General features: G+C 76.7%; 23 protein-coding genes and 1 pseudogene. 10 read left to right on the forward strand and 14 right to left on the reverse strand.

Annotation, left to right across the window (positions count from 1 at the left end; translation table 11 throughout):
- Positions 1–336: 336 nt before the first annotated feature.
- From FHL80_RS25310 to FHL80_RS08250, 5 genes are all read right to left on the reverse strand, one after another.
- Positions 337–480 (reverse strand): hypothetical protein, encoded by a 144-nt coding sequence (locus tag FHL80_RS25310; protein ID WP_216870530.1) that lies wholly within the window; start codon positions 478–480, stop codon positions 337–339.
- A 93-nt stretch (positions 481–573) separates the two neighbouring features.
- Complete coding sequence (locus FHL80_RS08235; protein ID WP_246078544.1) at positions 574–1,263, reverse strand: NRDE family protein; 690 nt, start codon at positions 1,261–1,263, stop codon at positions 574–576.
- 42 nt (positions 1,264–1,305) lie between these two features.
- Complete coding sequence (locus tag FHL80_RS08240) at positions 1,306–1,536, reverse strand: hypothetical protein (protein ID WP_138732951.1); 231 nt, start codon at positions 1,534–1,536, stop codon at positions 1,306–1,308.
- A gap of 348 nt (positions 1,537–1,884) precedes the next feature.
- Positions 1,885–2,574 carry an NUDIX domain-containing protein gene (locus FHL80_RS08245; RefSeq protein WP_138732952.1) on the reverse strand — a complete coding sequence of 230 codons (690 nt, stop codon included), beginning with the start codon at positions 2,572–2,574 and terminating at the stop codon, positions 1,885–1,887.
- Entirely contained in the window at positions 2,571–2,960 is a 390-nt protein-coding gene (locus FHL80_RS08250; protein WP_138732953.1) for a DUF4406 domain-containing protein, read from the reverse strand. The genes FHL80_RS08245 and FHL80_RS08250 overlap by 4 nt, the downstream gene beginning before the upstream one ends.
- Before the next feature lie 33 nt (positions 2,961–2,993).
- Between FHL80_RS08250 and FHL80_RS08255 the strand changes: the two genes are divergently transcribed.
- A complete protein-coding gene (locus FHL80_RS08255) occupies positions 2,994–3,791 on the forward strand; it encodes a DeoR/GlpR family DNA-binding transcription regulator (RefSeq protein WP_246078545.1) in 798 nt (265 codons plus the stop codon).
- Between the two features lie 35 nt (positions 3,792–3,826).
- Here the strand turns inward: FHL80_RS08255 and FHL80_RS27055 are convergent.
- Positions 3,827–4,123, reverse strand: a pseudogene (locus FHL80_RS27055) (DUF4865 family protein); the annotation flags it as partial.
- Positions 4,124–4,190: 67 nt separating this feature from the next.
- Here FHL80_RS27055 and FHL80_RS08265 point away from each other — a divergent pair.
- Together FHL80_RS08265 and FHL80_RS26690 are read left to right on the forward strand one after the other, a co-directional pair.
- Positions 4,191–5,339: a 3-deoxy-7-phosphoheptulonate synthase gene (locus FHL80_RS08265; protein ID WP_246078546.1), complete on the forward strand. Its 1,149-nt coding sequence runs from the start codon at positions 4,191–4,193 to the stop codon at positions 5,337–5,339.
- A 207-nt stretch (positions 5,340–5,546) separates the two neighbouring features.
- A complete protein-coding gene (locus FHL80_RS26690; RefSeq protein ID WP_281283446.1) occupies positions 5,547–6,740 on the forward strand; it encodes a transglycosylase family protein in 1,194 nt (397 codons plus the stop codon).
- Positions 6,741–6,750: 10 nt separating this feature from the next.
- Here the strand turns inward: FHL80_RS26690 and FHL80_RS08275 are convergent, their stop codons facing one another.
- The 3 genes from FHL80_RS08275 to FHL80_RS08285 are packed head-to-tail and all read right to left on the reverse strand — an operon-like array spanning position 6,751 to position 9,796.
- Entirely contained in the window at positions 6,751–7,593 is an 843-nt protein-coding gene (locus FHL80_RS08275) for an SDR family NAD(P)-dependent oxidoreductase (protein WP_138732954.1), read from the reverse strand.
- Positions 7,590–8,306: an alpha/beta hydrolase gene (locus FHL80_RS08280; RefSeq protein ID WP_246078547.1), complete on the reverse strand. Its 717-nt coding sequence runs from the start codon at positions 8,304–8,306 to the stop codon at positions 7,590–7,592. The genes FHL80_RS08275 and FHL80_RS08280 overlap by 4 nt, the downstream gene beginning before the upstream one ends.
- Entirely contained in the window at positions 8,303–9,796 is a 1,494-nt protein-coding gene (locus FHL80_RS08285) for a flavin-containing monooxygenase (RefSeq protein ID WP_138732955.1), read from the reverse strand. The genes FHL80_RS08280 and FHL80_RS08285 overlap by 4 nt, the downstream gene beginning before the upstream one ends.
- Positions 9,797–9,874: 78 nt before the next feature.
- Between FHL80_RS08285 and FHL80_RS08290 the strand changes: the two genes are divergently transcribed.
- The 5 genes from FHL80_RS08290 to FHL80_RS08310 all read left to right on the forward strand — a co-directional run bounded on the left by FHL80_RS08290 (position 9,875) and on the right by FHL80_RS08310 (position 17,134).
- Positions 9,875–10,576 (forward strand): PucR family transcriptional regulator, encoded by a 702-nt coding sequence (locus FHL80_RS08290; RefSeq protein WP_246078548.1) that lies wholly within the window; start codon positions 9,875–9,877, stop codon positions 10,574–10,576.
- Positions 10,577–10,649: 73 nt separating this feature from the next.
- Positions 10,650–11,393 (forward strand): DUF5995 family protein, encoded by a 744-nt coding sequence (locus FHL80_RS08295; protein WP_138732956.1) that lies wholly within the window; start codon positions 10,650–10,652, stop codon positions 11,391–11,393.
- A gap of 74 nt (positions 11,394–11,467) precedes the next feature.
- The gene (locus FHL80_RS08300; protein ID WP_216870531.1) at positions 11,468–14,170 is read left to right on the forward strand and encodes an ATP-binding protein; all 2,703 of its coding nucleotides are present in this window, start codon (positions 11,468–11,470) and stop codon (positions 14,168–14,170) included.
- Positions 14,139–15,791: an FAD-dependent oxidoreductase gene (locus tag FHL80_RS08305; RefSeq protein ID WP_138732958.1), complete on the forward strand. Its 1,653-nt coding sequence runs from the start codon at positions 14,139–14,141 to the stop codon at positions 15,789–15,791. Before FHL80_RS08300 ends, FHL80_RS08305 begins: the two co-directional genes overlap by 32 nt.
- A complete protein-coding gene (locus tag FHL80_RS08310) occupies positions 15,788–17,134 on the forward strand; it encodes a sensor histidine kinase (RefSeq protein ID WP_138732959.1) in 1,347 nt (448 codons plus the stop codon). Before FHL80_RS08305 ends, FHL80_RS08310 begins: the two co-directional genes overlap by 4 nt.
- A 1-nt stretch (position 17,135) precedes the next feature.
- Here FHL80_RS08310 and FHL80_RS08315 read toward each other — a convergent pair whose 3' ends face one another.
- Complete coding sequence (locus tag FHL80_RS08315; RefSeq protein ID WP_138732960.1) at positions 17,136–20,393, reverse strand: ATP-binding protein; 3,258 nt, start codon at positions 20,391–20,393, stop codon at positions 17,136–17,138.
- 199 nt (positions 20,394–20,592) lie between these two features.
- On the opposite strand from FHL80_RS08315, the gene FHL80_RS08320 reads away from it, so the two are divergent.
- Both FHL80_RS08320 and FHL80_RS08325 read left to right on the forward strand, forming a co-directional pair.
- Positions 20,593–21,381, forward strand: coding sequence for an alpha/beta hydrolase (locus FHL80_RS08320; RefSeq protein WP_138732961.1), 789 nt, complete (start codon positions 20,593–20,595; stop codon positions 21,379–21,381).
- A gap of 111 nt (positions 21,382–21,492) precedes the next feature.
- Complete coding sequence (locus FHL80_RS08325) at positions 21,493–22,443, forward strand: hypothetical protein (protein ID WP_138732962.1); 951 nt, start codon at positions 21,493–21,495, stop codon at positions 22,441–22,443.
- On the opposite strand, the gene FHL80_RS26175 is transcribed toward FHL80_RS08325, so the two are convergent.
- Genes FHL80_RS26175 through FHL80_RS08345 form a run of 4 tightly spaced genes read right to left on the reverse strand, consistent with a single transcriptional unit; the run spans position 22,370 to position 24,092 of the window.
- The gene (locus FHL80_RS26175; protein WP_246078549.1) at positions 22,370–22,660 is read right to left on the reverse strand and encodes an SDR family NAD(P)-dependent oxidoreductase; all 291 of its coding nucleotides are present in this window, start codon (positions 22,658–22,660) and stop codon (positions 22,370–22,372) included. The two genes, FHL80_RS08325 and FHL80_RS26175, sit on opposite strands and share 74 nt — an antisense overlap.
- Positions 22,661–22,691: 31 nt before the next feature.
- Positions 22,692–23,057 (reverse strand): fluoride efflux transporter CrcB, encoded by a 366-nt coding sequence (gene crcB, locus FHL80_RS08335; protein ID WP_246078550.1) that lies wholly within the window; start codon positions 23,055–23,057, stop codon positions 22,692–22,694.
- The gene (locus FHL80_RS08340) at positions 23,057–23,542 is read right to left on the reverse strand and encodes a fluoride efflux transporter FluC (protein ID WP_138732964.1); all 486 of its coding nucleotides are present in this window, start codon (positions 23,540–23,542) and stop codon (positions 23,057–23,059) included. The genes crcB and FHL80_RS08340 overlap by 1 nt, the downstream gene beginning before the upstream one ends.
- 37 nt (positions 23,543–23,579) lie before the next feature.
- Positions 23,580–24,092, reverse strand: a complete 513-nt coding sequence (locus FHL80_RS08345; protein ID WP_246078556.1) for an ATP-binding protein — start codon at positions 24,090–24,092, stop codon at positions 23,580–23,582.
- Between the last annotated feature and the right edge of the window lie 162 nt (positions 24,093–24,254).

Here is a 24,254-nt window from a genome sequence, read left to right on the forward strand (position 1 = left end):
GGTCGGAGCGGGGGAGCGCTGGGGCAGGGACACGTCGTTCCTCTCGGTGGCGGTCCACGGGGATGCGCAGGCCAGCTCGTCGCCGACAACGGTGCGCGTCCGTGTTGAGACTGACCGTAACGGAATGGTGACGGTCAGCGCGAGCACAGCAGCGAACGAGACGAACCGGTCCGGTTCGTCAGATGTTGACCGTGCGCCGGACGGGGGCCCGTGTGGTGCGCGAGGCGCCTGGGGACGGTCGCCGTGGCGATGGGCTTCCTGAACTCCGGCCTGGAGGTCTCGAGCCCGGACGCGACGAGCTGTCCCCGGACTCCTGACCGCGGGGACCGCGGCGGGTCACCGCCGGCAGAGCGACGTCCCGTACCGGCAGGCCACCAGCTCCGGGGTGTCGATCGGCCGGCCGGCGTCGATGGCCCGGGCCAGCCGGATGGACCCGGCGCGGCTCCAGGACAGCGGGGTGTCGTCGGCGGACCGGGCCATGGTGTCCGGACGCTCCTGCGCGTCGATGCCGGCGGCGGGCTCGTACTCGCCCCGCTCACCGGTCAGCAGCGGCCAGCCGCGCCCGATCGTCGGTCACCCGCCGGCGAGGGTGAGGTCGGTCCAGGGGCGGGTCGTCCACGGCTCACGGCTGTGCGACAGCCGGAGCAGCCCGGGAGCTGCCTCGAGCAGCTCGCCGAAGACGGTGGCGAACACCTGGCCGTCCCGCTCGTGCCGCACGACCAGGGCGCCCGGGTCGTCCGCCGGGGGTCCGGTCCGCAGCAGGCCGGGCCAGTCGTCGGGGTCGGCGGCCCGGAACGCAGCCAGGTGCCGCTCGGCCTTGCGGTCCTCCGGGCCGCCCGAGGTGACCATGACCGTCCCGGGGGCGTGCTCGGTCTCCTGCACCACGTCGCCGTCGACGTCCCAGGTGACCAGCCGCTCGGGTGTCGCCAGGACGAGCAGGAAGGCGGCCATCCCCTCGACGCGTACGTGTGCCCGCCAGCCGGCCCCGTACGTGGCCCCGAGCAGCGGCAGGACGCCGCGACTCGGTGCTCCTGCCTCGGCTGCCCGGCCCTGGGGTCGGTTGAGGACCAGCGCGGTGGCCCCGCTCCGGATGTCGGTCGCGCACCAGGTCCCCCCGGCGGCCCGGTCGCGGCCGCCGGCGGCGTCCGGGAAATCGGGCCACCACCGTGCGGGGTCGTCGAACGGGCGGCTGGTCAGCTCGTCCCGCAGCGCCAGCACCCGGACGGGGTGTCCTGCGGACCAGCGGACCACCACGGTGCACACAGGTCCATCCTGCGGCCTGGGGCGCCCGGAGTGGAGCCCCGTTCAGCGGCGGGGCAGCCCGACCACCACCGAGTCGTGGACGTGCGCCGTGCCGGCGGGGTGGGCGTCCCGGCCCGTGAGGTGGCCGACCGTCCGCCACTGTCCCGGAGCCCAGGCCCGCAGCATGAGCCCCTCGTCCGACAGGGCGAGCAGCGCGCCGCCCTCGGTCGTCAGCAGGTCGGCCTCGATCCGCTCGTCCTGGCCCTCCGTCGTCCCCACCGTCCAGATCGGCATGCGCACTCCCCGGCGTCGGGACGCCGCTGTTCAGCGCCCGGTACGTGCACGCAAGCGGCCTGCGGCGGAGCAGTCAACAACCTGCGGGCGCGCCATCGCTCTCAGTGAACAGGACGGTGTCGATTCGGAATATGACCCGCCGGGAGACCACTCGACTGCAGCCGCAGCGTGGTTCCGGGTGAGCCTGTCGGCGGACCGCGTCGCGGAGAGGACGGCGGCGTCGCGGGGCGGCAGCGTCCGCTCCGCCAGCTCCGCGCCGGAGTAGCGGGCCGCCGGGTCCGCGACCACGTGCCGGGGTCGTCCTGGGCGCTGAGCCCCTGGCGGACGAGCTCGTCGAGGCGGAACTGCTCAGGCGGCGGCGGAGAAGGGTCCCGACAGCGCCGCCCACTGCAGCAGCATGATCGTCTTGGCGTCCACGATGCGGCCGTCGGTGGTCCCGGCGAGCGCGTCGTCGAAGCCGAGTTCGCACACCTCGATGTCCTCGCCCTCCTCGGCGAGCCCGCCGCCCCGGGCGGCGCGCGAGCCGGGGGAGTAGGGCGCGGCGTAGAAGTGCAGGCGCTCGGTCACCGAGCCGGGGCTCATGTAGACCTGGAAGACCTCCTGCATCTCGCCGATGACGACCCCGAGCTCCTCGGCGGCCTCGCGGCGGATCGCGGTGGCGGGGTCGTCGTCGTCCAGGAGGCCGGCGGCGGTCTCCAGCAGCACCCCGTCGGGGTGGCCGTTGACGTAGACGGGATAGCGGAACTGCCGCGCCAGGAGCACGGTGCGGCGGTCCGGGTCGTACAGCAGCACGGTGGCGCCGTTGCCGCGGTCGTAGGTCTCCCGCTGCTGCACCTGCCAGGTCCCGTCGCCGCGCCGCACCTCGAGGGTCGTGCGGCGCAGCACGTGCCAGGCCGCCGCCAGCAGCTCGACGTCCCGGACGCGGACGTCCGGGTTGCCGGTGAGGTCCCGCCCGACGCGGTCGAGGCCGGTGCGGCCGCGCGCGTCCGGGACGTGCAGGCCGGGACCCAGCCGCCGGCCGGCCCTGGACGCGGTCATGCCGCGTCCACGACGAGGACGCCGGGGACGTCCTCGATGCGGTGGTACACCGGCAGCCCGCGCCCCCGCGCGATCGCGACGTCCTGGTCAGCGCCGGTCGACCCTCCCGGCAGGCGCAGCACCGCGTCGCACCGGGCCAGCAGCCGGGCAGCCGCGGGGTACAGCACCTGCTCCGCCAACGGGTCGTCGACGTCGGCCCCGGCGCTGCGGAGGACCGGCAGGGCGACCCACTCGCCGATCATCGGGACGTGCCCGGCCCGGAACAACGGCCAGGCCGCCTCCTCCAGCCGGGCCAGGTTGGCCGCCATGAGGGCGGGGTCGCCGCCGGTGCCCGACCGGTACGGGCCCGCGATGAGGATGAGCAACGGCTGCTGCGTCGTGGTCATGGCGCCGGAGAGTACGCTGAAGCAGGCAGAAACGTGAAGTACCGTGCAGAGGAGGTCGGCGTGCTCGTCACCGAGCGCAGGGAGCTGCTGCTCGACCGGCTGCGTCGCGACGGCCGGGTCATCGCCAAGGACGTGGCCGGCGAGCTGGGCCTGAGCGAGGACAGCGTCCGGCGCGACCTGCGGGAGATGGCGGCCGCGGGGCTGTGCCAGCGCGTCTACGGCGGCGCCCTCCCGGCCTCACCGGCGGCCGCGGACTACGCGACCCGGCAGGGCGTGGCCGTGGACAGCAAGGCGCGGGTGGCCGCGGCCGCCGTGCGGTTGATCGCCCCGGGGAGCACCGTCGTCCTCGACGGGGGCACGACGGCGCTCGCCGTCGCCTCGGCCCTGCCGCGGGACCTCGACGCGACGATCGTCACGCACAGCCCCACCGTCGCCGCCGCGCTGGTCGACCACCCGGGCGTGGAGGTCTACGTGCTCGGGGGCCGGCTGTTCAAGCACTCCGCCGTCACCTGCGGGGCGGCAGCGGTCGAGGCCGCCGCGGCGGTCAACGCCGACCTGTTCCTGCTGGGCGTGACCGGTGTGCACCCGGACAGCGGGCTGACCACCGGGGACGCCGACGAGGCGGCCATGAAGCGTGCGCTGGCCCGGCGGGCCGCGGACACGTACGTGCTGGCCAGCACCGAGAAGATCGGCGCTGCCTCCCCGTTCACGGTGCTGCCGCTGTCCGACGTCGCCGGGATCGTCACCGACGCCCCGCCCACCCACGAGGTGGTGGTGCGGCTGGTGCAGCTGGGCGTGCCCGTCGTCCAGGCGGCCACCGGCCCGGGTTGACCCCGGGTCAGCGCGGCACCGTCGGGGCAGGCGTCCAGCAGCTGCCCCGTGCTGGCGACACGGTGGCGGATGACGCCCATGTCGCGGTCGGCGGGCAGGGTGATCCGGTACCGCATGGCGATCATGCGAGGTCCTGGGCGGTCTGGAGGTGGCCGGTTCCGGCGACGGGGCCCGACGGTGCCGTCGTCCAGGAGCGAGGCGTCCGCACGTGACCGCGGTGGAGACCGGGTGCCGGTGCCGGTCCCGCGCCAGGGATGCTGGGACCGTGCCGGCCCCGGGCGGGGCGCTCCCCCGAGGGGCCGGCGACCGCGACGACGGAGGAGGCACCCCATCCCGGCCGACCAGATCCTGGACCTGGCGACACGCGTCGCCGACCTGCTGCTGGAGGTCCAGACCCAGGTGAACGGGCAGATCGACGCGACCCTCGCGGAGCTGCTGCCCGCCGTCGAGCAGCAGCTGGGCGTCGCACCGGGCGACGACGTCGACCTCTCCGACCTGGTCAACGCCCGGATCACCGGTTCCAGCGTCGTCGTCACCCCGGCGGCGGTCGCGACCGTCGTCCCGCTGTCGGCCGAGTCCGCGGCGACCACCCGCGCCGGCCGCCGGGCGGTCACCGACATCGTCACCGGGCGCGACGACCGGTTGGCGGTCATCGCCGGCCCCTGCTCGATCCACGACCCGGCTGCCGCCCTGGAATACGCCGGGTTCATCGCCCGGATGCGGGAACGGCACGGCGCGGACCTCGAGGTCCTGATGCGGACCTACACCGAGAAGCCGCGGACCGAGGTGGACTGGAAGGGCTTCGCCTACGACCCGTTCCTCGACGGCTCGAGCCGGATCAGCGTCGGGCTCGTCGCCACCCGGCTGCTGATGGGCCGCATCACCGCCCTCGGTGTGCCGGTGGCCGCCGAGCCGCTGAACGCGCTCACCCCGCAGTACGTGAACGGGCTCGTCACCTACAACGGCGTCGGCGCGCGCAACGTCACCGACCAGACCGCCCGGGAGCGGGTCTCCGGCTTCTCCTCCGTCGTCGGCTTCAAGAACTCCCCGGAGGGCAGCATCGAGGCCGCCATCTCTGCGGTGCTGACCGCCCGGGCCCCGCACGAGTTCCTCGGCGTCGACCACCACGGGGTCAGCGCGCAGCTGTCGACGACCGGCAACGACACCGGCCACGTCATCCTGCGCGGCGACAAGGACGGGCCGAACTACTCCGCGCGGCACATCGCCGACACCAAGCGGCGGCTGGCGGCCCGGGGCCTGCCCGAGGTCGTCGTGGTCGACGCCTCGCACGGCAACAGCCAGAAGGACCACCGGCGCCAGGTCGACGTCGTCGCCGACCTGGCCGGGCAGGTCGCGGGGGGCGAGCAGGCCATCCGCGGCGTGATGGTGGAGAGCAACCTCGTCGCCGGGCGGCAGGACCTGGACCGCCGGCACCCCGGGAGGCTGCAGTACGGCAAGAGCGTCACCGACGCCTGCGTCGACCCCGGGACGACGGAGCTGGTGCTGGCCGAGCTGGCCGAGGCCGCCCGGGCCCGGCGCCGCCGCTGACACGCCCGGCCGGAGCGGCGGCCGGGACGGCACCTACCGTGCACCCGGGGTCACCCGGAGGTGGGGGCCACGCGCGCCGGACCCTCGAGCACCCGGGCGGTCGTGCCGATCCGGTCAGCGCCGGGGTCGCGCAGCGGTCCCCGCGAGGGGACCGGGCACACGGGGAGAGGGCGTTCAGTGCACCAGGGAGCAGGGACCAGTGCGGCCGTGCGCCGTCGGCCGGCGGGCCGCACCGCCGGCATCGCGGTCGCCGTGGCCCTCGCGGTCGGCACCGCCCCCGGGACGGCGTCGGCGGCGCCGCAGGCCCCCACCGACGCCGAGGTCAGCGCGGCTCAGCAGACCGCGGACGCCGCCGCGGCCGAGGTCGGCCGGCTGCTGGCCCGGGCCGGCGCCGCGCAGCAGGCGGTGACCTCCGCGCACGCCTCCGCCGACGCCGCCCGGGCGGCGTACGAGCAGGACCTCGCCGAGCAGCAGCGCGCCCAGGTGGCCGCCGACACCGCGCAGGCGGCGACCCGGCAGGCGCAGCAGCAGCTGACGGGCGCCCGCGCCGACGTCGCGGCGTTCGCCCGGAGCAGCTACAAGGACGGCAGCACCTCCCCGGGGCTGCAGGCGCTGGTGACCGCCGGCGGGCTGGACCAGCTGCTCGAGCGGGCCGCGCTCCTCGACGCCGTCGGGCAGGGCCGGGCCGACGTCGTGGGCCGGCTCACCGTCGTCCAGCAGCAGGCCGACGACGCCTCGGCGGCGGCGCGGGACGCGCTGGCCGCGGCGGCCGGGCTCGAGGACCAGGCCGCCGACGACCTGGCCGCGGCCGAGCGGCTCGAGGCCGACGCCCGCCGGCAGGCCGACGCCTCCGCCGCGGACCAGGCCACTCTGCAGGCCCAGCTCGACCAGGCCCGCACCACCCTGGTGGCCCTGCAGGACCAGCGCACCGCCGCGGCCGAGGCCGCCCAGCAGGAGGCCGCCCAGCAGGAGGCCGCCCAGCAGGAGGCGGCGCAGGCCGAGGCGGCGCAGACCTCGGTGGCCCCGGCCCCGGCCCCGGCCGCGCCGCCGTCTCCCGCCCAGGCGCCGGCCGCACCGCCGAGCACCGCACGGCCGACCCCGGCCCGGCCGACGACCAGCCCCTCACCGGCTCCCGCCGCGCCGGCGCCCGCCCCGGCCGCGCACGACTGGGACGCCGTCGCAGCGTGCGAGTCCGGCGGCAACTGGAGCATCAACACCGGCAACGGCTACTACGGCGGGCTGCAGTTCGGCCAGTCGACCTGGAACGCCTACGGCGGTGCGGCCTACGCCGCCCGCGCGGACCTGGCCACCAAGGCCGAGCAGATCGCCGTCGCGGAGGAGGTGCTGGCCGCGCAGGGCAAGGGCGCCTGGCCGACCTGCGGCAGGGGCCTGCCCGGCTGACCCCGGCCGCTCAGGTCCGCTGTGCCCGCCGCTGGACGGCCACCGCGAGCCGGGGGTAGGCCCGGGGGAGCAGCCGGACCAGCAGGTCGACGACCTTGGCGTCGTTGCCGACCAGGATGCGCGGTCGCCCGGCCTCCACGCCGGCCACGATGGTCCGCGCCGCCTGCTCCGGCGGCATCCGCAGCAGCTTGTCGTCGTACAGCGCCGCCCGCCGCTCGTCCTCCGGGGTCAGCACACCGCGCTCCCGGGCCCGCTCGACCGCCGCCGTCGAGATGTTGGTCCGCACCCCGCCCGGGTGCACCACGGTGACCTGCACCGGGTGCCCGGCCTGCAGCATCTCGCTGCGCAGCGCCTCGGTGAACCCCCGGACGGCGAACTTGCTTGCGCTGTAGGCGTTGATCGACGCCTGCGCCATGATCCCGTTCAGGCTGGACACGTTCACCACGTGCCCGTCGCCGGAGGCGATGAGGTGGGGGAGGAACGCCTTCGTGCCGTGCAGGACGCCGAAGAGGTTGATGCCGAGGATCCGGTCGTAGTCCTCCCAGTCGCTGTCCAGCACGGTGCCACCGCCGGCGACCCCGGCGTTGTTGTAGACCTGGTGGACGACGCCGAAGTGGTCGGCGACCGCGGCCGCGTGGGCCAGCACGGCAGCCCGGTCGGCGACGTCCAGCCGGGAGGTGTGCACCTCGGCGCCGAGGGCTCGGGCCCGGTCGGCGGTCGCGGCCAGACCTGCCTCGTCGACGTCGGACAGCGCCAGCCGCGCGCCGCGCCGGGCCAGCTCGAGGGCCAGCGCCCGGCCGATGCCGGACCCGGCGCCGGTGACGACGGCGACCTTGCCGGCCACGGTGCTCATCGGGGTGCTCCTGCCGGCAGGGGGGCGCCCGGGACGGCGGCGGCCGTCGCCCGGCCGCCGGTCGGGTGCACCATCCGGTCGGTCGAGCCGTGGACGACGAGCGTCGGCGCGGTGATCCGCCGCAGCTCGGCGGTGCGGTCGCCGGAGGCCTGGATGGCGCTGATCCGCCGGGGCACGCCGGCCCGGGCGGCGACGCCGCCGCCGCGCTCCCAGAACCCGACGGCCCACGCGCGCTCGAGGTCGTCGTCGGGCAGCGCGGTCGGCGAGCCGATGTGCCGCAGCATCCCCAGGTGCCGCTGCACCGACTCCTCCACCGTGCGCGCCGGGCCCCGCGCCAGGCGGACCAGCGTGAACCGGGCCGGCTGCCCGACCCGCCGGTCCCCGGTGGTGGAGGAGATCGAGGTGAGGCTGGCGACCCGGTCGGGGTGCCGGGCGGCGACGGTCTGCGCGATCATCCCGCCCATCGACATGCCGACCAGGTGCACCCGGTCGATCCCCAGGTGCTGGAGCAGCCCGACGGTGTCCGCGGCCATGTCGGCGAGGTCGTAGGCGTCGGGACGCGGCCGGGCGAGCAGCTGGCGGAGCCGGCCCGGCGGGACGCCGTCGTCGGGCCCCTCGGTCCGGTGGCACAGCCGCGGCCCGGCCGGCAGGTCGGCGAACCGGTCGCCGGAGGTGTCCTCGGCGCGCACCGGACCGGAGGTCGGGGCGGTCACGCGCCCACCCCCGCCCGGACCGCGGCGCAGGAGAAGTGCAGCTCGGGGTCGACGACGCTGTCGGCCCGCAGCAGCTCCACGTCGGTGCGGTAGTCCATCGAGGTCAGCCACGGCACCCGGTCCCCCTGCTGGGGCAGCTGGTCGACCGCGCGCCGGATGTAGCCCGCACCGAAGTCCAGGAACGGCCGGGTGGGCATGGCCGGGTCCGCGAGCTCCGGTCGGCAGGTGTCGTACCCGTGGGTGTCCATGTGCCGCAGCAGCCGGGTGAAGTGCTCGCAGAGCAGGCCGACCTTCAGCGTCCAGGAGCTGTTGGTGTAGCCGATCGCGTAGGCGAGGTTGGGCACGCCGGACAGCATCATGCCCTTGTAGGCGACCGTCTCGGGCAGCCGCACCTCGGCGCCGTCCACGGTCAACCGGATGCCCCCGAGGGCCTGCACGTTCAGCCCGGTGGCGGTCACGATGACGTCGGCCGCCAGCTCGCGGCCGGACGCCAGCTGCACGCCCCGCTCGGTGAAGGTGGCGATCCGGTCGGTGACCACCTCCGCCGTCCCCTCCCGGATGGTGCGGAACAGGTCGCCGTCCGGGACGGCGCACAGCCGCTGGTCCCAGGGCCCGTAGGGCGGGTTGAAGTGCTCGTCGACCGGATAGCCCTCGGGCAGGTGCTTGGTGTTGACCCAGCGGATCAACCTCCGCGCCCGCTCCGGGTGCTCCTGGCAGAAGCGCCAGATCAACCGGCCCTTGGCGATGTTCTTGCGCCGCACGATCGGGTAGGCGCGCTCCTCGCCGAGCACCTTCCGCAACCGGTTGGCCAGCTTGTCCTCGGCCGGCACCGGCAGCACGTAGCTCGGGGTGCGCTGCAGCATGGTCACGTGCCCGGCGGTCTCCGCGAGCGCGGGCACCAGGGTCACCGCGGTGGCGCCGCTGCCGATGACCACGACCCGCTTGCCGGCGGTGTCCAGGTCCGCGGGCCAGTGCTGCGGGTGCACGATCGGCCCGGCGAAGCGCTCACGCCCCTCGAAGTGCGGGGTGAAGCCCTCGTCGTAGCGGTAGTAGCCACCCGCGCAGAACAGCCAGCCGCAGGTGAGCGTCGTCCGCTCGCCGGTGCCGGTGCGCTCCACCTCGACGGTCCAGCGCGCCTCCGCCGAGGACCACGAGGCGCTGAGCACCGTCGAGTGGAACCGGACGTGCCGGTCGATGCCGTGCTCGGCGGCGGTCTCCCGGAGGTAGGCCAGGATCCGGTCGGCCCCGGCGATGGACCGCTCGTCCCGCCACGGCTTGAACTCGTAGCCGAAGGTGTGCAGGTCCGAGTCCGACCGGATGCCCGGGTAGCGGAACAGGTCCCACGTTCCGCCGGTGGCCGCCCGCGCCTCGAGCAGCGCGAAGCTGCGCTGCGGGTGGTCGCGCTGCAGGTGGTACGCGGCGCCGATGCCGGAGATGCCGGCACCGACGACGAGGACGTCGAGGTGCTCGACCGGGGTCGGGAGGGTCATGGGAGCTCCAGCATCGGGGACGACTGACTCCACTGTGCGTGACCCCGGCCACCTGCTGCCAGCACGGAGTGCACCTCCGTGGCCGCGGCGCGGATGGCCGCCGAGCGGGCCGAGCTGACCCGCGGTGCGCACGCCGAACGGCGGGCCGCGGTCTCGCTGCTGCTGGAGGGCGCGCCGCTGGGCCGGGCCCGGGCCGAGGCCCAGCTCGGCTACGGGCTCACCGGGCCGCCACACGGCGCTGATCGTCTGGGGCGGCTCGGGGGTCGGGGTGCCGGAGCAGCTGGAGGCCGCGGCGGAGGCGACCATGCGGGCCGGTGGCGCCGCGCGGCGGCTGACCGTGGTGGCCGGCGCCACCGCCCTGTGGGTGTGGCTGCCGGTCGGCCGGGCAGCGACGTCGACGGCTTCCGGCGCAGCCACCTGGACGCGGCCACCACCCAGCAGGTGCTCGCCCGGCTCACCTCGCCGCAGCAGGTCGCCCGCTACGAGGACGCCCAGCTCGTCGCGCTGCTGACCAGTCAGCCCACCCGGGTCGACGAGTTCCTCGCCGACACCCTCGGCGGCCTGCTCGGTGCCGACCCCGAGCCGCAGCAGACGGTGCTGACCTACGTGCGCGAGCTGGGCAACGCCACCCGGACGGCGCAGCAGCTCTACACGCACCGGAACACCGTGCTGCGCCGGCTGGCCCGCGCCGACGACCTGCTCCCACGGCCGCTGGCCGACGACGTCCTCGCCGTCGCCACCGCCCTGGAGCTCCTCCGCTGGCGCGGGGCGGCCGGCTGAGGACCCCCCGGGAGGCTGGACGGCGACGTACCCGGCGCGGGAGCCTCTCCCCAGCACAGGCTGAGGAGGCCGCGTGGGCGAGACGGTGCACGACCTCATCGCGCGGATGGTGGCGCTGCTGACCTCGCTGGAGGACGACGGCGACCCGGGCCGGTTCTTCCTCGGCACCTACCTGCGGATCACCCGGGCGGTGGCGGGCGCGCTGGGCGAGGGGCTGTTCGAGGACCCCGACTGGGTCGAGGCGTGGGACGTCGACTTCGCCGGCCTCTACCTCGACGCGCTGGAGGCCTCCCGCCGGGACCCGGCCACCGCGCCGGCGCCGTGGCGGCGGGCGTTCGCGGCCTCGCCGACGCTGCGCCCGGAGGGGCACGTGCTGCTCGGCGTCAACGCGCACATCAACTTCGACCTGCCGCAGTCGCTGGTCCGGGTCATCCCGACCGAGGAGTTCGCCGACCCGGAGGCGATGGCCCGGCGCCGGCGTGACCACGAGCGGATCGACGGCGTGCTGGCCTCCCGGGTGGCCACCGAGGACCTCGAGCTGCAGCGGGCGGGTGACCCGCGCACCTGGCTGGACCGGCTGCTCACCCCGGTCAACCACCTCGCCACCCGGGTCTTCCTGCGGGAGTCGCGGCGCAAGGTGTGGGCCAACACCACGGTGCTGCACCAGGCGCGGCTGGCCGGCGACCGGGAGTACCGGCGCCGGCTGGCCGAGCTCGAGACGCTCAGCGACGGCCGGGTCGCCGACCTGCTCCGGCCCGGCCCGGTGCTGCTCCGCCTGGCGGTGCGCGGCTTCGGCGTCTCGCTCGCTCCCGGCTGAGACCCTGGCGCGGGTGCCCGCGGTGCGCCATGCTCGCTGGCGACCACGCCACTGCTCCCCCGGGAGGTGGGCCGGTGGACCGACCGCCGCCCGGTGCTGGGAACGGCGCGCGGTCGATCCCCACCCCGGACCAGCGCCTGCGGGTCTTCATCTCCTCGACCATGGTGGAGCTGGCCGAGGAGCGGCAGGCGGTCCGCGACGCCGTCACCGGGCTGCGGCTGATCCCCGTGCTGTTCGAGCTCGGCGCGCGGGCGCACCCGCCGCGGGCCCTGTACCGCGCCTACCTGTCGCAGAGCGACGTCTTCGTGGGCGTCTACGGGGAGTCCTACGGCTGGGTGGCCCCCGACATGGAGGTGTCCGGCCTGGAGGACGAGTACGAGTTCTCGGCCGGCATGCCCCGGCTGGTCTACGTCCGGCGGTCGGCACCCGCGCGCGACCCCCGGCTCAGCGCGCTCATCGACCGGATGCAGGCCGCGGGCGACGTGTCCACGTCCTCCTACGACGACCCGGCGTCGCTGCGCGAGCTCGTCTCCGAGGACCTGGCCGTCCTGCTGTCGGAGCGGTTCGCCGCCCGGCGGGCCCCGCCGGGCCCCGTCCCCGGCCGGCTGCCCACCCCGGTGGCCCCCCTGGTCGACCGCACCGACGAGCGGGCGATGGTGCTGGGGCTGCTGCGCGACCCGGCCGTGCGGCTGGTGACGCTCACCGGCCCCGGCGGCACCGGCAAGACCCGGCTGGCGCTGGCCGCCGCCGAGGACCTGGTCGGCGAGCGGGACGACGTCTGGTGGGTCGACCTGGCCGCGGCGCGGGACCCTGCAGCCGTCCCCAGCCTGGTCGCCGCCGCGATCGGGGTCCCCGCCGAGGGGCCGGTGCTGGAGCTCGTCGTCGAGCGGCTGGCCAGCCGGCGCGCGCTGCTCGTGATCGACAACGCCGAGCAGGTGCTGGCCGCCGCCCCGGACCTCTGGCACCTGCTGAGCCGCTGCGGCGGCACCCAGCTGCTGGTCACCAGCCGCAGCCTGCTGGGCCTGCGCGGGGAGCACGACGTGCCGCTCGGCCCGCTCGCCGTCCCGGGTGCGGGGGAGACGTCGCCGGACGTCGTGGCGACGGCGCCCGCCGTGCAGCTGTTCACCGCCCGCGCCCGTCGCGCCGACCCGTCGTTCACCGTGACGGCGGCCAACGCAGCGGCGGTGGCCGAGGTCGTCCGCCGGCTCGAGGGCCTGCCCCTCGCGGTGGAGCTGGCCGCCGCCCGGGTGCGGACGCTGCCGCCCGCCCTGCTGGTCCGCCGGCTGACCGCCGCACTGGACCAGGCGCTGGAGCTCCGCGACCCGGACGTGGATGCCCCGGACCGGCAGCGCACCCTCCGGACGACGATCGCCTGGAGCCACGACCTGCTCGACGACCCCGACCGGACGCTGCTCGCCCGGCTCTCGCCGTGCACCGGCGGCTGCACGCTGGACACCGCCGAGCACATCGGCGCGGTCCACGGCGACCTCGACGTCCTGGAGAGCCTGTCGGCGCTGGTCGCGCACAGCATGCTGACCGCCACCGACACCGGGGAGGGGGAGCCGCGGTTCCGCATGTCGGCGCTGGTGCGGGCCTTCGCCGAGGAGCAGCTGCGCGAGCGGGGTGAGGAGGACCGGACCCGGCTGCGGCTGGCCGAGCACCTGGCGGCGGTGGCCCCCGCGGCGGGAGCCGGGTTGCTGGGGCCCGAGCGCGCCCGCTGGCAGGCCCGGCTGGAGGCGGAGACCGGCGACCTGCTCGCCGCCCTGGGCTGGGCGGTCGAGCACGACCGGGCCGACCTGGTCGTCCGGATCGCCGCACCGCTGGCCCGCTGGTGGTGGGCGCGCGGCCTGGTCGTCCCGCTCGCGGAGATCGCCGAGGAGACCGCCCGGCTGCCCTCCGCCGCAGCCCTCGACCCGGACGCCGGGGCGCGGCTGGCCTGGGCCTGCGGCCTGACCCGGGTGCTGCGCGGGCGGGCCGCGGGAGCGGCGGCGCTGCTGTCCAGCGTCGTCGCCGGGGCACGGGAGCGGGACGACCCCTGGCTGCTCGGGCACGGCCTGGTCGCCCTGGCCGGCACCCGCGCCCCGGACGACCCCGGGCTGCCCGGCCTGCTCGCCGAGGCGGGGACCGCCCTCCGGCGCAGCGGCGACGCCTGGTCGCTCGGCTACGCCCTGGCGTCCGCCGCCGACGCCGCAGGCGCCGTCGGCGACCGTCCCGGCGCGGCCCGGGCCCACCGGGAGGCGCTGGAGCTGGCCCGCCGCACCGGCGACCCGCTGCTGGTCGCCGCCGTGCTGGACCGGCTCGGGATCGACGCGGTGCTCGGCGGTGACCTCGGGGCCGCCCGGGACCGGCTGGCCGAGTCCGCGGAGCTGCACCGGCAGGTCCGCGACGCCGCGGGCCTGGCCACCTGCCTCGACGGCCTCGCCGGGCTGGTGCTGGCCCGAGGGGTGCCCCGGGCGGCGGCCCGGCTGGCCGGCGCCGCCGACGCGGCCCGGGCGGCGCTGGGCGTCGTCGGGGAGCCGCTGCTCCGCCCCTCGATCGACCGGCTGACCGCCGCCGTGCACGCCGCGCTGGACGCCGACGACGAGCCGCGGGAACGGACCGCCGGGGCGACCGCCGGCCCCTGGGCCGCGCTGGACGCCGGCCTGGCCGCGCTCGGTGCGGCCGAGGAGATCGCTGCTCGTCCCCCGTCCCGGGTCGACGGCCGTCCCGTCGCCCCGCACTCCCACCGATCGTGGAGGAGGCGACATGACCAAGCCGGCGTTGATGGCCGTCGATGACGACGGGCCGGTGCTGACCGCTGTGGAGCGGGACCTGCGGGCGCGGTACGCCGAGCACTACCAGGTGTACACGGCGTCCTCCGGGGAGCAGGGCCTGGACCTGCTGCGCCGGCTGCGGCTGCGCGAGGACCCGGTGGCGCTGCTCCTGGTCGACCAGCGGATGCCCGGGATGAGCGGCGTGGAGCTGCTGGCGGCGGCGCGCAAGCTGCACCCGGAGGCCCGCCGGGTGCTGCTCACCGCCTACGCCGACACCGACGCGGCGATCAAGGCGATCAACGACGCCGACGTCCAGCACTACCTGCTCAAGCCGTGGGACCCGCCGGAGGACCGGCTCTACCCGGTGCTGGACGACCTGCTGCAGACCTGGCGGCCGCCGCCACCCGTGGCGAACCTGCGGGTGATCGGCGACCGGTGGTCGCAGGCCAGCCACGCGGTGCGGGAGTTCCTGGCCCGGAACCTGGTCCCCTACCACTGGCTGGACGTGGAGACCGACGCGCAGGCCCGGGAGCTGCTCGACGTGGCCCAGCTCGACGCCGGCGCGCTGCCGGTGGTCGTGCTGGACGACGGGGAGGTGCTCGTCCAGCCCGACCTGCACGAGGTGGGGGCCCGCATCGGGCTGCGGGCCCGCGCCGAGCGGCCCGGCTACGACCTGGTGGTGGTGGGCGCCGGGCCGGCCGGCCTGGCCGCCGCCGTGTACGGCGCGTCCGAGGGCCTGTCCACGCTGGTGGTCGAGTGCAGCGCTCCCGGCGGGCAGGCGGGCACCTCCAGCCGGATCGAGAACTACCTGGGCTTCCCGGTCGGCCTCTCCGGCGCGGACCTGACCATGCGCGCCCGGGAGCAGGCGATCCGGTTCGGCGCGGAGCTGCTCGTCCCCGCCGAGGTGGTCGGGGTGCGCCGGGCCGACCCCTACACGGTGGTCGCGCTGCAGGACGGCAGCGAGGTCAGCGCCTCGACCCTGCTGGTCGCCACCGGCGTCAACTACCGCACGCTCGACGTGCCCGGGGCCGCCGGGCTCACCGGGGTCGGCGTCTACTACGGAGCGGGCCGGGCCGAGGGCGTCGACCACCAGGGCGACCGGGTGTTCGTGGTGGGCGGCGGGAACTCGGCCGGGCAGGCCGCGCTGTTCCTCTCCCAGTTCGCCGCCTCGGTGACGGTGCTGATCCGCGGCGCCGACCTGGAGTCGACCATGTCCCGGTACCTGGTCGACCGGCTGGCCGCCGAGGAGAAGATCACCGTCGAGTACCGGACGGAGGTGGCCGGCGCGCTGGGCACCCGGCGGCTGGAGGGCCTGCGGCTCCGCTCGGGCACCGACGACCGGGAGACCCCGGCGGACGCGCTGTTCGTCTTCATCGGCCAGGCACCCCGGACCAGCTGGCTGGACGGCGTCGTCCGGCGCGACGAGCGCGGGTTCCTGCTCACCGGCACCGACCTGGGGACCGACGGCGGCATCGTCCCGCCGGACTGGCCGCTGCCCGTCCCGCCGCTGCCGCTGGAGACCTCCGTCCCGGGGGTGTTCGCGGCCGGCGACGTCCGGCACGGGTCGGGCACCCGGATCGCGTCGGCGGTGGGGGAGGGGGCGATGGCGGTCCGCTTCGCCCACCAGCGGCTGAGCTCCCGGTGACCCTGGCCCCGGACCGGGACCTCGCCACCGCGCTGCGGGGCTCCCGGTTGTTCGCGGAGCTGCCGGAGGCCGACCTCCACGTCCTGGCCGCCACCAGCCGCACCGTCGACCTGGCGCCCGGCGAGGTGCTGATGGCCGAGGGCTCCCCACCGGAGGCGATGTACGTCGTCCTGGACGGCGAGCTGGAGGTGGCCCGGAACGTCGGTGGCTCCGACGTGCTGCTCAACGTGTGCGCCGCCGGGGACCTGCTCGGCGAGCTCGGCATCGCGCACCGCCGGCCCCGCTCCGCGACGGTCCGCGCCCGCACCCGCGCCCGGGTCCAGCGGATCGGCGCCGAGGCGCTGGACCGGCTGCTCACCCATCCGCAGTCGGCCCGGGCGCTGTTGCTGGCCGCCACCCGGCGGCTCGACGTCGAGGAGGGGCTGGTGCGCCAGCACGAGCGGATGGCCGCGCTCGGCACGCTGTCGGCGGGCCTGCTGCACGAGCTGAACAACCCGGCGAGCGCCGTGCAGCGGGGCGCCTCCCGGCTGCGGTCGCTGCTGGCGGAGGCCACGGGCGCCGAGCAGCCGCTGCAGCGGCTGGTCGGCGCGGTACCGGCACCGGAGGACCCGCTGCTCCGCGCGGACGCCGAACGGGCGCTCACCGACGTCCTCGCCGCCGCCGGGGTGGACCGCGGCTGGGACGCCGCCGCGCGGCTGGTGCGGCTGGGCATCGACCCGGCCGCGCTGCGGACGGCGCTGGACGCCCTCCCCGCGGCCGAGCGGGGGCCGGCCGTGCACGGCACCGCCCGCGCCGGGGAGGTCGCCGCCCTCCTCGACGAGGTCTCCGCCGGCGCCGACCAGCTGTCCCGGATCGTGTCGGGGGTGCGCCCGCTGGCCTACTCCGCCGACGAGTCGATGACCGACGTCGACGTGCACGCCAGCCTGGAGCAGGCGCTCGTGCTGCTCCGGCACAAGGTGCCCGCCGGGGTGCGACTGGTCCGTGACCTCGACCCGACCCCGCAGGTGGTCCAGGGCTGGCCCGCCGACCTGGCGCTGGTGTGGACCAATCTGCTGGACAACGCCCTGTCCGCCGTCGAGCCCGGCGGCACGGTGACGGTCCGCACCTGCGGGGAGGAGGACGCGGTGGTGGTCGACGTGGAGGACAGCGGGCCGACCGTGCCGCCGGAGGTGCTGGCCCGGGCCTTCGACGCCTTCTACACCACCAAGCCGGTCGGGGAGGGCACCGGGCTGGGGCTGGCGACCTCGCTGTCCGTGGTGGCGCAGAAGCACCACGGCCGGCTCACCCTGACCTCCGCGGACGACGTCACCCGCGCCCGCGTCGTGCTGCCCCGGCGGCGCTGAGTCACGGGTCCAGCAGGGCGTCGGCGGCCGCCGCCCAGTCGCTGACGAAGGACGCCGGCATGTCCGCGCGCGCCTCCGCCAGGACCGTGCGCCAGTCGTCGGGCCGGGCCGGCGGCGGGATCGCCGCGAGCTCCAGCGCCGCGCGCAGCCGGCTCACCCGGTTGCCCTGCTCGATCGACACCCGGACGGCCTCCCGCAGGTCGGCCACCGCCTCCTCGGCCGCCGCCCCCCGGGCCAGCGCGTAGACCGCCCGCAGCCGCAGCAGCCCGGGCAGGTGCAGGTGCTCGGCCGCCTCCCGCACCGCGGCCAAGCCGTCGGAGATGTGCCCGGCGGCGCTGTCGAGGTCCCCGGCGGCCGCGTCCAGGCGGGCGAGGTAGATCAGGTGGGAGGCGGCGAAGGACTCGTGCCCCATGAGCCGCAGCGTGCCGACGGTCTGCTCCACGAACGCGCGGTCCGGCTCGTCCCCGGGCTCGGGGGCGGCCAGGTACACCGCGCCGAGCGCCGTCCAGAAGGCGTAGCCGTGCTCCCGGCCGAGGGCGAGTACCTCGGCGCCGAGCCGCCGTGTGCCCTCGTCGTTGCCGAGGAAGCGGCGGATCCAGGCGGCGTAGACCTGGACGAACGCCAGGCTCGACGGGCCGAGCGGCGGTCCGATCTCCCCGGCCCGGCGAAGCGCCTGCGCCTCCCACCGCGCCGCGTCGTCGAGCTCGCCCCGCGTTGCACTCACGCACGCCAGCGCGATGGCCGCCCCCGCCACCGGGTCGTTGGGCAGCGGCCACACCCGGGAGACCACCGCCTCCGGCGGCCGGGCGGCGAAGCCGGCCAGCGCACGCTCCAGGTGCACCGGGGCCGACAGGAGCCGGCCCTGGTGCAGGTCGGTGAACCCGGCGCACGTCGCCACCTCCGGCTCGAACCCGGCGAAGGCAGGCTGGCGCACCATGCCGGTGAGCCGGTCGACCAGTTCGCGGGCCGTGGTGAGGCCGCCGCTGGTGAAGCGGTAGGCCCACAGCGCGATCAGCGCGGGCAGCACCTCCGGTCGCCCCAGCCGGACGGCGAGCTCCTCGGCGCGCCGGTGGTCGGACTGCACCATCGGAGCGGCGTAGCCGTGCATCGAGCTGACGCTCAGCCCCCGCAGCAGCCGGGCGGTGAGCTCGCTGAGGTCGCGGTCCTCCGACGCCGGGAGGGTCTCCAGCAGCTCCAGAGCCCGGGTGAGCAGCTCGGTGGCCTCGGTGTGCGCCCCGCGGGCGTGCTGGGCCTGGGCGGAGACCAGGTAGAGCGCGGCGGCGCGAGCAGCGGCGCCGGCCAGGTCCAGGTGCTGGGCGATCAGGGCCGGCTCGGCGCCGGCCCCGGTGAGGGCGTCGGCCACCCGGGCGTGCGTCTCGCGGCGCACGTCGAGCACCTGGGTCTCGTAGGCGGCATCGCGCATCAGGGCGTGCCGGAAGCGGTAGCTGGCCACCGCCGGGCCGGCCGGTTCGACGATCCCCTGCTCGGCCAGCAGCCCGAGCTGCTCGGCGACGGCGGCGGGGTCGCCGACCACCGCCGAGACCGTCGCGGCGTCGAAGGTCGGCCCCACGGTGGCGGCGACCTGGACCACGCGGAGGTCGATGCCCGGCGCCTTGAGCCGCCAGGTGAACAGCTCCTGCAACCGGAGCGGCATCGGGTCGGAGCGGTGCTCGTCGAGGCTGGACCGGGTCAGCTCCTCCAGGAACAGCGGGATGCCCTCGGCGTGCGCGATGATCGAGGCCCGCTGGTCCGCGCCGAGTCCCCGCCCGGCTGTGAGGTTCTCCACCAGCCGCGTGGCGGCGGACCCGTCCAGCCTCCGCAGCTGCAGGACCTCGGCGGCGTCCCGCCAGGGCACCACCGCGTCTTCCCGGCTGGTCGCGACCAGCAGGACGCCGGGCAGCTGCCGGCCGACCAGCCGCCCCAGCAGCTCCAGGGTGGAGGGGTCGGCCCAGTGCAGGTCCTCGACGGCGACCAGGTACGGCGGCCGGGCGGTCCGGGCGGCGACCCAGTCGGCGAGCCGGTCGAGGGTCTCGTCGAGCAGCGCGGTGGGGTCCAGCGCGGGCGCCGGGTGCTCGGGCGTCGGCGGGATCCCCAGGAGGGGGCCGAGGAAGGGCACCGACCCGGCCGGGTCCACCCCCAGCTGGTCGAGGTGGGCGAGTAGGGCGGGCAGCCGCTCGGCGTCGTCGGACACCGCGCCGACCTCGCGCTCCAGCATCTGCGCGATCGGCCAGAGCGAGACGTTCGCGTGGTAGGGCAGGCACGCCGCGCCGAGCACCCGGCCCCCGCTGGCCTCCACCCGGTCGAGCACCTCCGCCACCAGCCGGGACTTGCCGATGCCCGCCTCGCCGACGATCAGGAAGGTGGCGGCCGACGACGGCCCGGTCGTCCGCCGCACCACGCCCCACGCCGAGAGCAGCCGGTCCCGCGGGGCGTCCCGCCCGACCAGGCCGGCCTGCCGGTAGCGCTCGGCCTCGAACCGGGCCGCGGCGTACCGGGGCCGCTCCACGGCGAAGACCTCGACCGGCCGGCTGATCCCCTTGAGGTGCCGCTCGCCCAGGGAGTGCAGGACGAAGTCGGCGTCGACCAGCTGCTGGGTGACGTCGCTGATCACCACCATGCCCGGGTCGGCCGCCTGCTGGACGCGGGCGGCCAGGTTGGGGACCAGCCCGACGATCGAGTCCCGCTCGGCGACGCCGTCGTCCCCGCTCAGGTCGGTGACCACCACCCGGCCGGTGTGGAGGCCCACCCGCAGCTCGGGGGCCACCCCGAAGCGGCGGTCCAGCTCGGGCCGGGCGTCCCGCATGGTCACCAGCAGGTCGAGCGCGGCCAGCACCGCCCGGCGGGCGTCGTCCTCGTGGGTGGTGGGGTGCCCGAACCCGGCGAGGATGCCGTCGCCGGAGTACTGCATGACGTAGCCGCTGTACCGGTCGACGGCCTCCCGGGCCGCCGTCCGGTAGAAGCCGAACAGGTCGCGGAGCTGCTCGGGCTCCACCCGCTCGGACAGCATCGTGGAGCCGACCAGGTCGGAGAACAGCAGGGTCATCAGCACCCGCTCGCCGGACGGTCCCAGCTGGCGGGCCGACACCCGGCGCAGCACCGAGGCCGCGCGCGGGTTGTCCGGGTCGACGGCGCGGACCTCCTCGGCGGTGGACCGGGCGAGCTCCAGCTCCCCGGCCGCGAGGAGGGTCTCCGCCGACCGGAGCAGCCGGTCCAGCAGGCGCTCCAGCCGCGCCTCCGCCGAGAGCGCGAGGTCGGTCACGGCCGCCACCCCCGGGACCGGGCCGCGGCCCCGCCGGGCCTGTCGCAGCACCGGGGTCGCTGGCTCATGGTCGGTCCGCCTCGCTGTCGCGTTCCTCCCCGGCAGCCTAGGCCGGGACGGCGGGTTTCCCGGCGGTCCCGAGCGCCGTCGTCCCGCCCGGTCGTGACTCCGCGCGGCCCGGCGGGGGTAGAGCAGGTCCGTGCTCACCCGCAGGGGGCTCCTCGCGGCGGCCGGCCAGCTGGCGGCCGCCGGGGTGCTCGCAGCCTGCGGCACCCGGCTGCCGGGCGGCGTCCTGGGCGGGGGAGGCGGGGACGCCGCCGTCCTCACCGCGCGACCGGGTGCCGGGCCGGCCGGTGCCTCCGGCGGGCTGGCCACGGTCCCGGGCACGCACCCGCTGGGTCTCGTGGCCCGACGGGACCCGCTGGTGCACGTCCCGCCGACCGGGACCCCGGACGCGGCCCTGCCGCTGGTGGTGACGCTGCACGGAGCGGGCGGGGACGCGGAGGCCGGGCTGTCCCTGCTGCGACCGCTGGCCGACGAACGCGGCCTGCTGCTCCTCGCGCCGGCGTCCCGGAGGCCGACGTGGGACGCCGTCCGCGGCAGGTACGGGCCCGACGCCGCGCTCGTCGACCGCGCCCTGGCCCGGGTCTTCGCCGCCTTCACGGTGGACGTCGGTCGGGTGGCCGTCGCCGGGTTCTCCGACGGCGCCTCGTACGCGCTCGGCCTGGGGCTGGCCAACGGCGAGCTGTTCCGTCGGGTCGTCGCGTTCTCACCGGGCTTCGTGCCGCCGGGGACACCGCGGGTGGGGACGCCGCGGGTGTTCGTCTCCCACGGCGACGCCGACGACGTCCTCCCGATCGACCGGACCAGCCGGGAGATCGTGCCGGACCTGCGCGACGACGGGTACGAGGTCACCTACCGGGAGTTCGCCGGGCCGCACGCGGTCCCCGCCGACGTCGTCCGGGAGGCGGTCGACTGGCTCGGCTGAGCGGGGCGACCTCGGGCCGGTCAGCACCTTGCGCGACCGGCGGCGTGCACCCACGCTGAAGCGTCGGCGTCGGCATGCGAGGTGGGGCTCGCGCGGACGGGAGGAGGCGCGATGCCGGCCGGGCTTGTCCGGAGGTGCCCGTCGCGGGCAGCAGCTGTGCTGGCCCTGGCCTGCCTGGCGACGACGTCCTGCGGCCCCGCCGCCTCCGACGCCGCCCCAGGGGCGACGCCGTCCGCCGGAACACCCACCCGCGCCTCGACCGTCGACCCGCCGACCGCCGATCCGCCGGCTCCCGGGCTCGCCGCGGTCGCGGGGGACGCGCAGGCGGGCGTGCGCGGTCGGCTGCTGCAGTTCCGCCGGGACGTGGAGCGGCACCGGCTGGAGGTCCGGCTGGTCGCGGCGAACGCCGGTCTGGTGGTCGAGGGCCTGGACCTGCGCGCCCCGGGACTGACCACCGAGCCCGCGCTGGGCCCGGGCGCCGTGCTGGTCCCGGCGCCCGGGCTGGACCTCCCGGTGACCATGGGCCCCGCCGACTGCACGGTGCCGCCCGCCGCCCCGGTCGTCTCGCTGCGGCTGCGCGACGGGACCGGGGCGCAGCGGACCGTGGAGGTGCCCCTGGAGGACGACGGCCTGGTGCAGCGGCTGCACGACCAGGACTGCGCCGAGCAGGCCTTGCGCGGCCAGGCCGACATCACGGTGGTCGCGGCGCAGCCCGTCCGGACGGTTCGGGGGCCCGCGATGCGCGTGTCGATCGAGCTGCGCCGGCTCACCGGGACCGACCCGGTCCACGTCACCGGCACCGGGTCGAACACCGTCTACGACATCACCGCCGTGGGCCCGCTGCCCACCCTCGTCGACGGCTCCGCGGTCCTCGAGGTCGACATGGTGCCGGCCCGCTGCGACGTGCACGCCCTGGGCGAGAGCTACCGGACCGGGCTGATCGGGCTGGTCGTCGCGCTGGGGGAGGGCGCTCCCCGGCCGCTCGTGCTCACCCCCGCCGACGACGTGCGGAGCAGCCTGGAGACCTTCGCGGTGACCACCTGCCGCACGCCGCCCGACTGACCGACCCGCTGAACCGGCCCTCGGCCCGGGCGAGCAGGGCCACCCGGTCGCCGCGGCGGGCGAACGCGACGGTGAAGGCCCGGCCGATCCCGCCACTGGCACCGGTGACGACGACGGCCTTGGGCACGGGTCTCCCCAGCAGGGCCGGACGGGGTGTGCTGCCGGCGACGGTCACCGCCGGTCCGGCGAGCAGGTCGGCGGCGCTGTCGTCGGTCATGGGGGCTCCTCCCTGCCGCCGCGCGGCCCGGTCAGCCCAGCTGGGACAGCGCCAGGCCCGCACCTCCGGCCAGCACCGTCAGCAGCAGGCTGCCGACGGCGTTGACCGCGGCCTGCAGGCGCCGACCCGTCTGGAGCAGCCGGACCGTCTCGAAGGAGGCGGTGCTGAAGGTCGTGTAGCCGCCGCAGAACCCGGTCCCGACGACGATCCTGATCGCATCGGGCTCGCCGCGGAAGAGCACCAGGCCGGTCAGCAGCCCGAGCAGGAGCGACCCGCTGACGTTGATCAGGAGCGTGGCCCAGGGGAAGGTCGTGGGCCACCGGCGCTTGATGCCGCCGTCCAGGCCGAAGCGCGCCAGCGCCCCGGCACTGCCGGCCAGCGCCACCCACACGGCCATCACCGGGCGCCCCCGACGGCCGGGGAGTCCGCGGTCCGCGCCTGCCGGACCCGGTGGTGGCCCACCGCCACGGCGATGCCCGCGCCGGCCGCCACCAGGCCGGCGACCACGCTGGCCGCCCCGTACGCGACGGCGACCGGCCAGCGGTCGTGGTGGACCAGCAGGTCGACCTCGACCGCGAGGGTGCTGTAGGTGGTCAGCGCACCGCAGAAGCCGGTCCCGGCGAACAGCCGCAGCGCCCGCCGGCGACCGACGTCCGGGCCGCGGCGCGCGAGGGCCTCCAGCAGCAGGCCGAGCAGGAAGGCGCCGGCGAGGTTGACCAGGAACGTCGCGGTCGGCCAGCCCTCCGCCGGGGTGGGCAGCCACCGGCCGACGGCGTACCGGACGGGCGCACCGAGGAGCCCGCCCAGCGCCACCGCCAGCCAGAGCCGGGGGTGGTGGTGCGCCGGGCGACCCGCAGGGGGTGGCGGAGGAGCGTCGGTCATCGGGACCAGTCTCCCCGGTCCAGGACCGGACCCGGGGTCACCGGCAGGGCTGCTGCCGTCTGGTCGCCGCCAGGCGCGGCTTGGGCAGGGCGTCGACGACCTCCGACGGGGCCTCGGCGCGGGTGTGGTCGACCCGCGCCCAGACGGTCTTGCGCGCACCGTCGGTGAACCAGCCGTGGGCTCCGCACACCCGGGCGACGACGTAGAGCCCCAGGCCGCCGAGCGCGGCGTCCCGGTCGACGGCGGGGTCGGGGCCGACGTCGACGGCGGCGTCGCTCACCTCGAGCAGCCAGTGCGTGGACGTGCGGGTCAGGGTGATCTCCACCGGCCCGCGACCGTGCCGCAGCGCGTTCGAGCCGACCTCCTCGAACACCAGCAGCAACCGCTCGACCGCACCTCCGGTGACGGTCCCGGCCGCCTGCTCGGCGCCCAGCGCGGCCGCGAGCCGGCGCCGGCACTGGGTCAGCTCGGCCGCGGACCCCGGGGTCCACCGCCCGTCGAGGACGGCACCGCCCTCGAGTGCGGGCGGGGGTCGGTTCCCCCACATCACGTCGGTCAACTGCCCTCCCCGTCCTGGCGGTGCTCCGCGAGGGGTCGTGCGCACCGCCCTGTGCTCCCGGCCCGCTCCCTCCATCGGCGGGCGGAGGCCCGGACGTGATCGGCTGGAGCCAACCCGGCAGCGTGCGGTCGACAACGTACGACGACGACCCCG

It is taken from the genome of Modestobacter excelsi (assembly GCF_005930495.1).
Classification (GTDB): domain Bacteria; phylum Actinomycetota; class Actinomycetes; order Mycobacteriales; family Geodermatophilaceae; genus Modestobacter; species Modestobacter excelsi.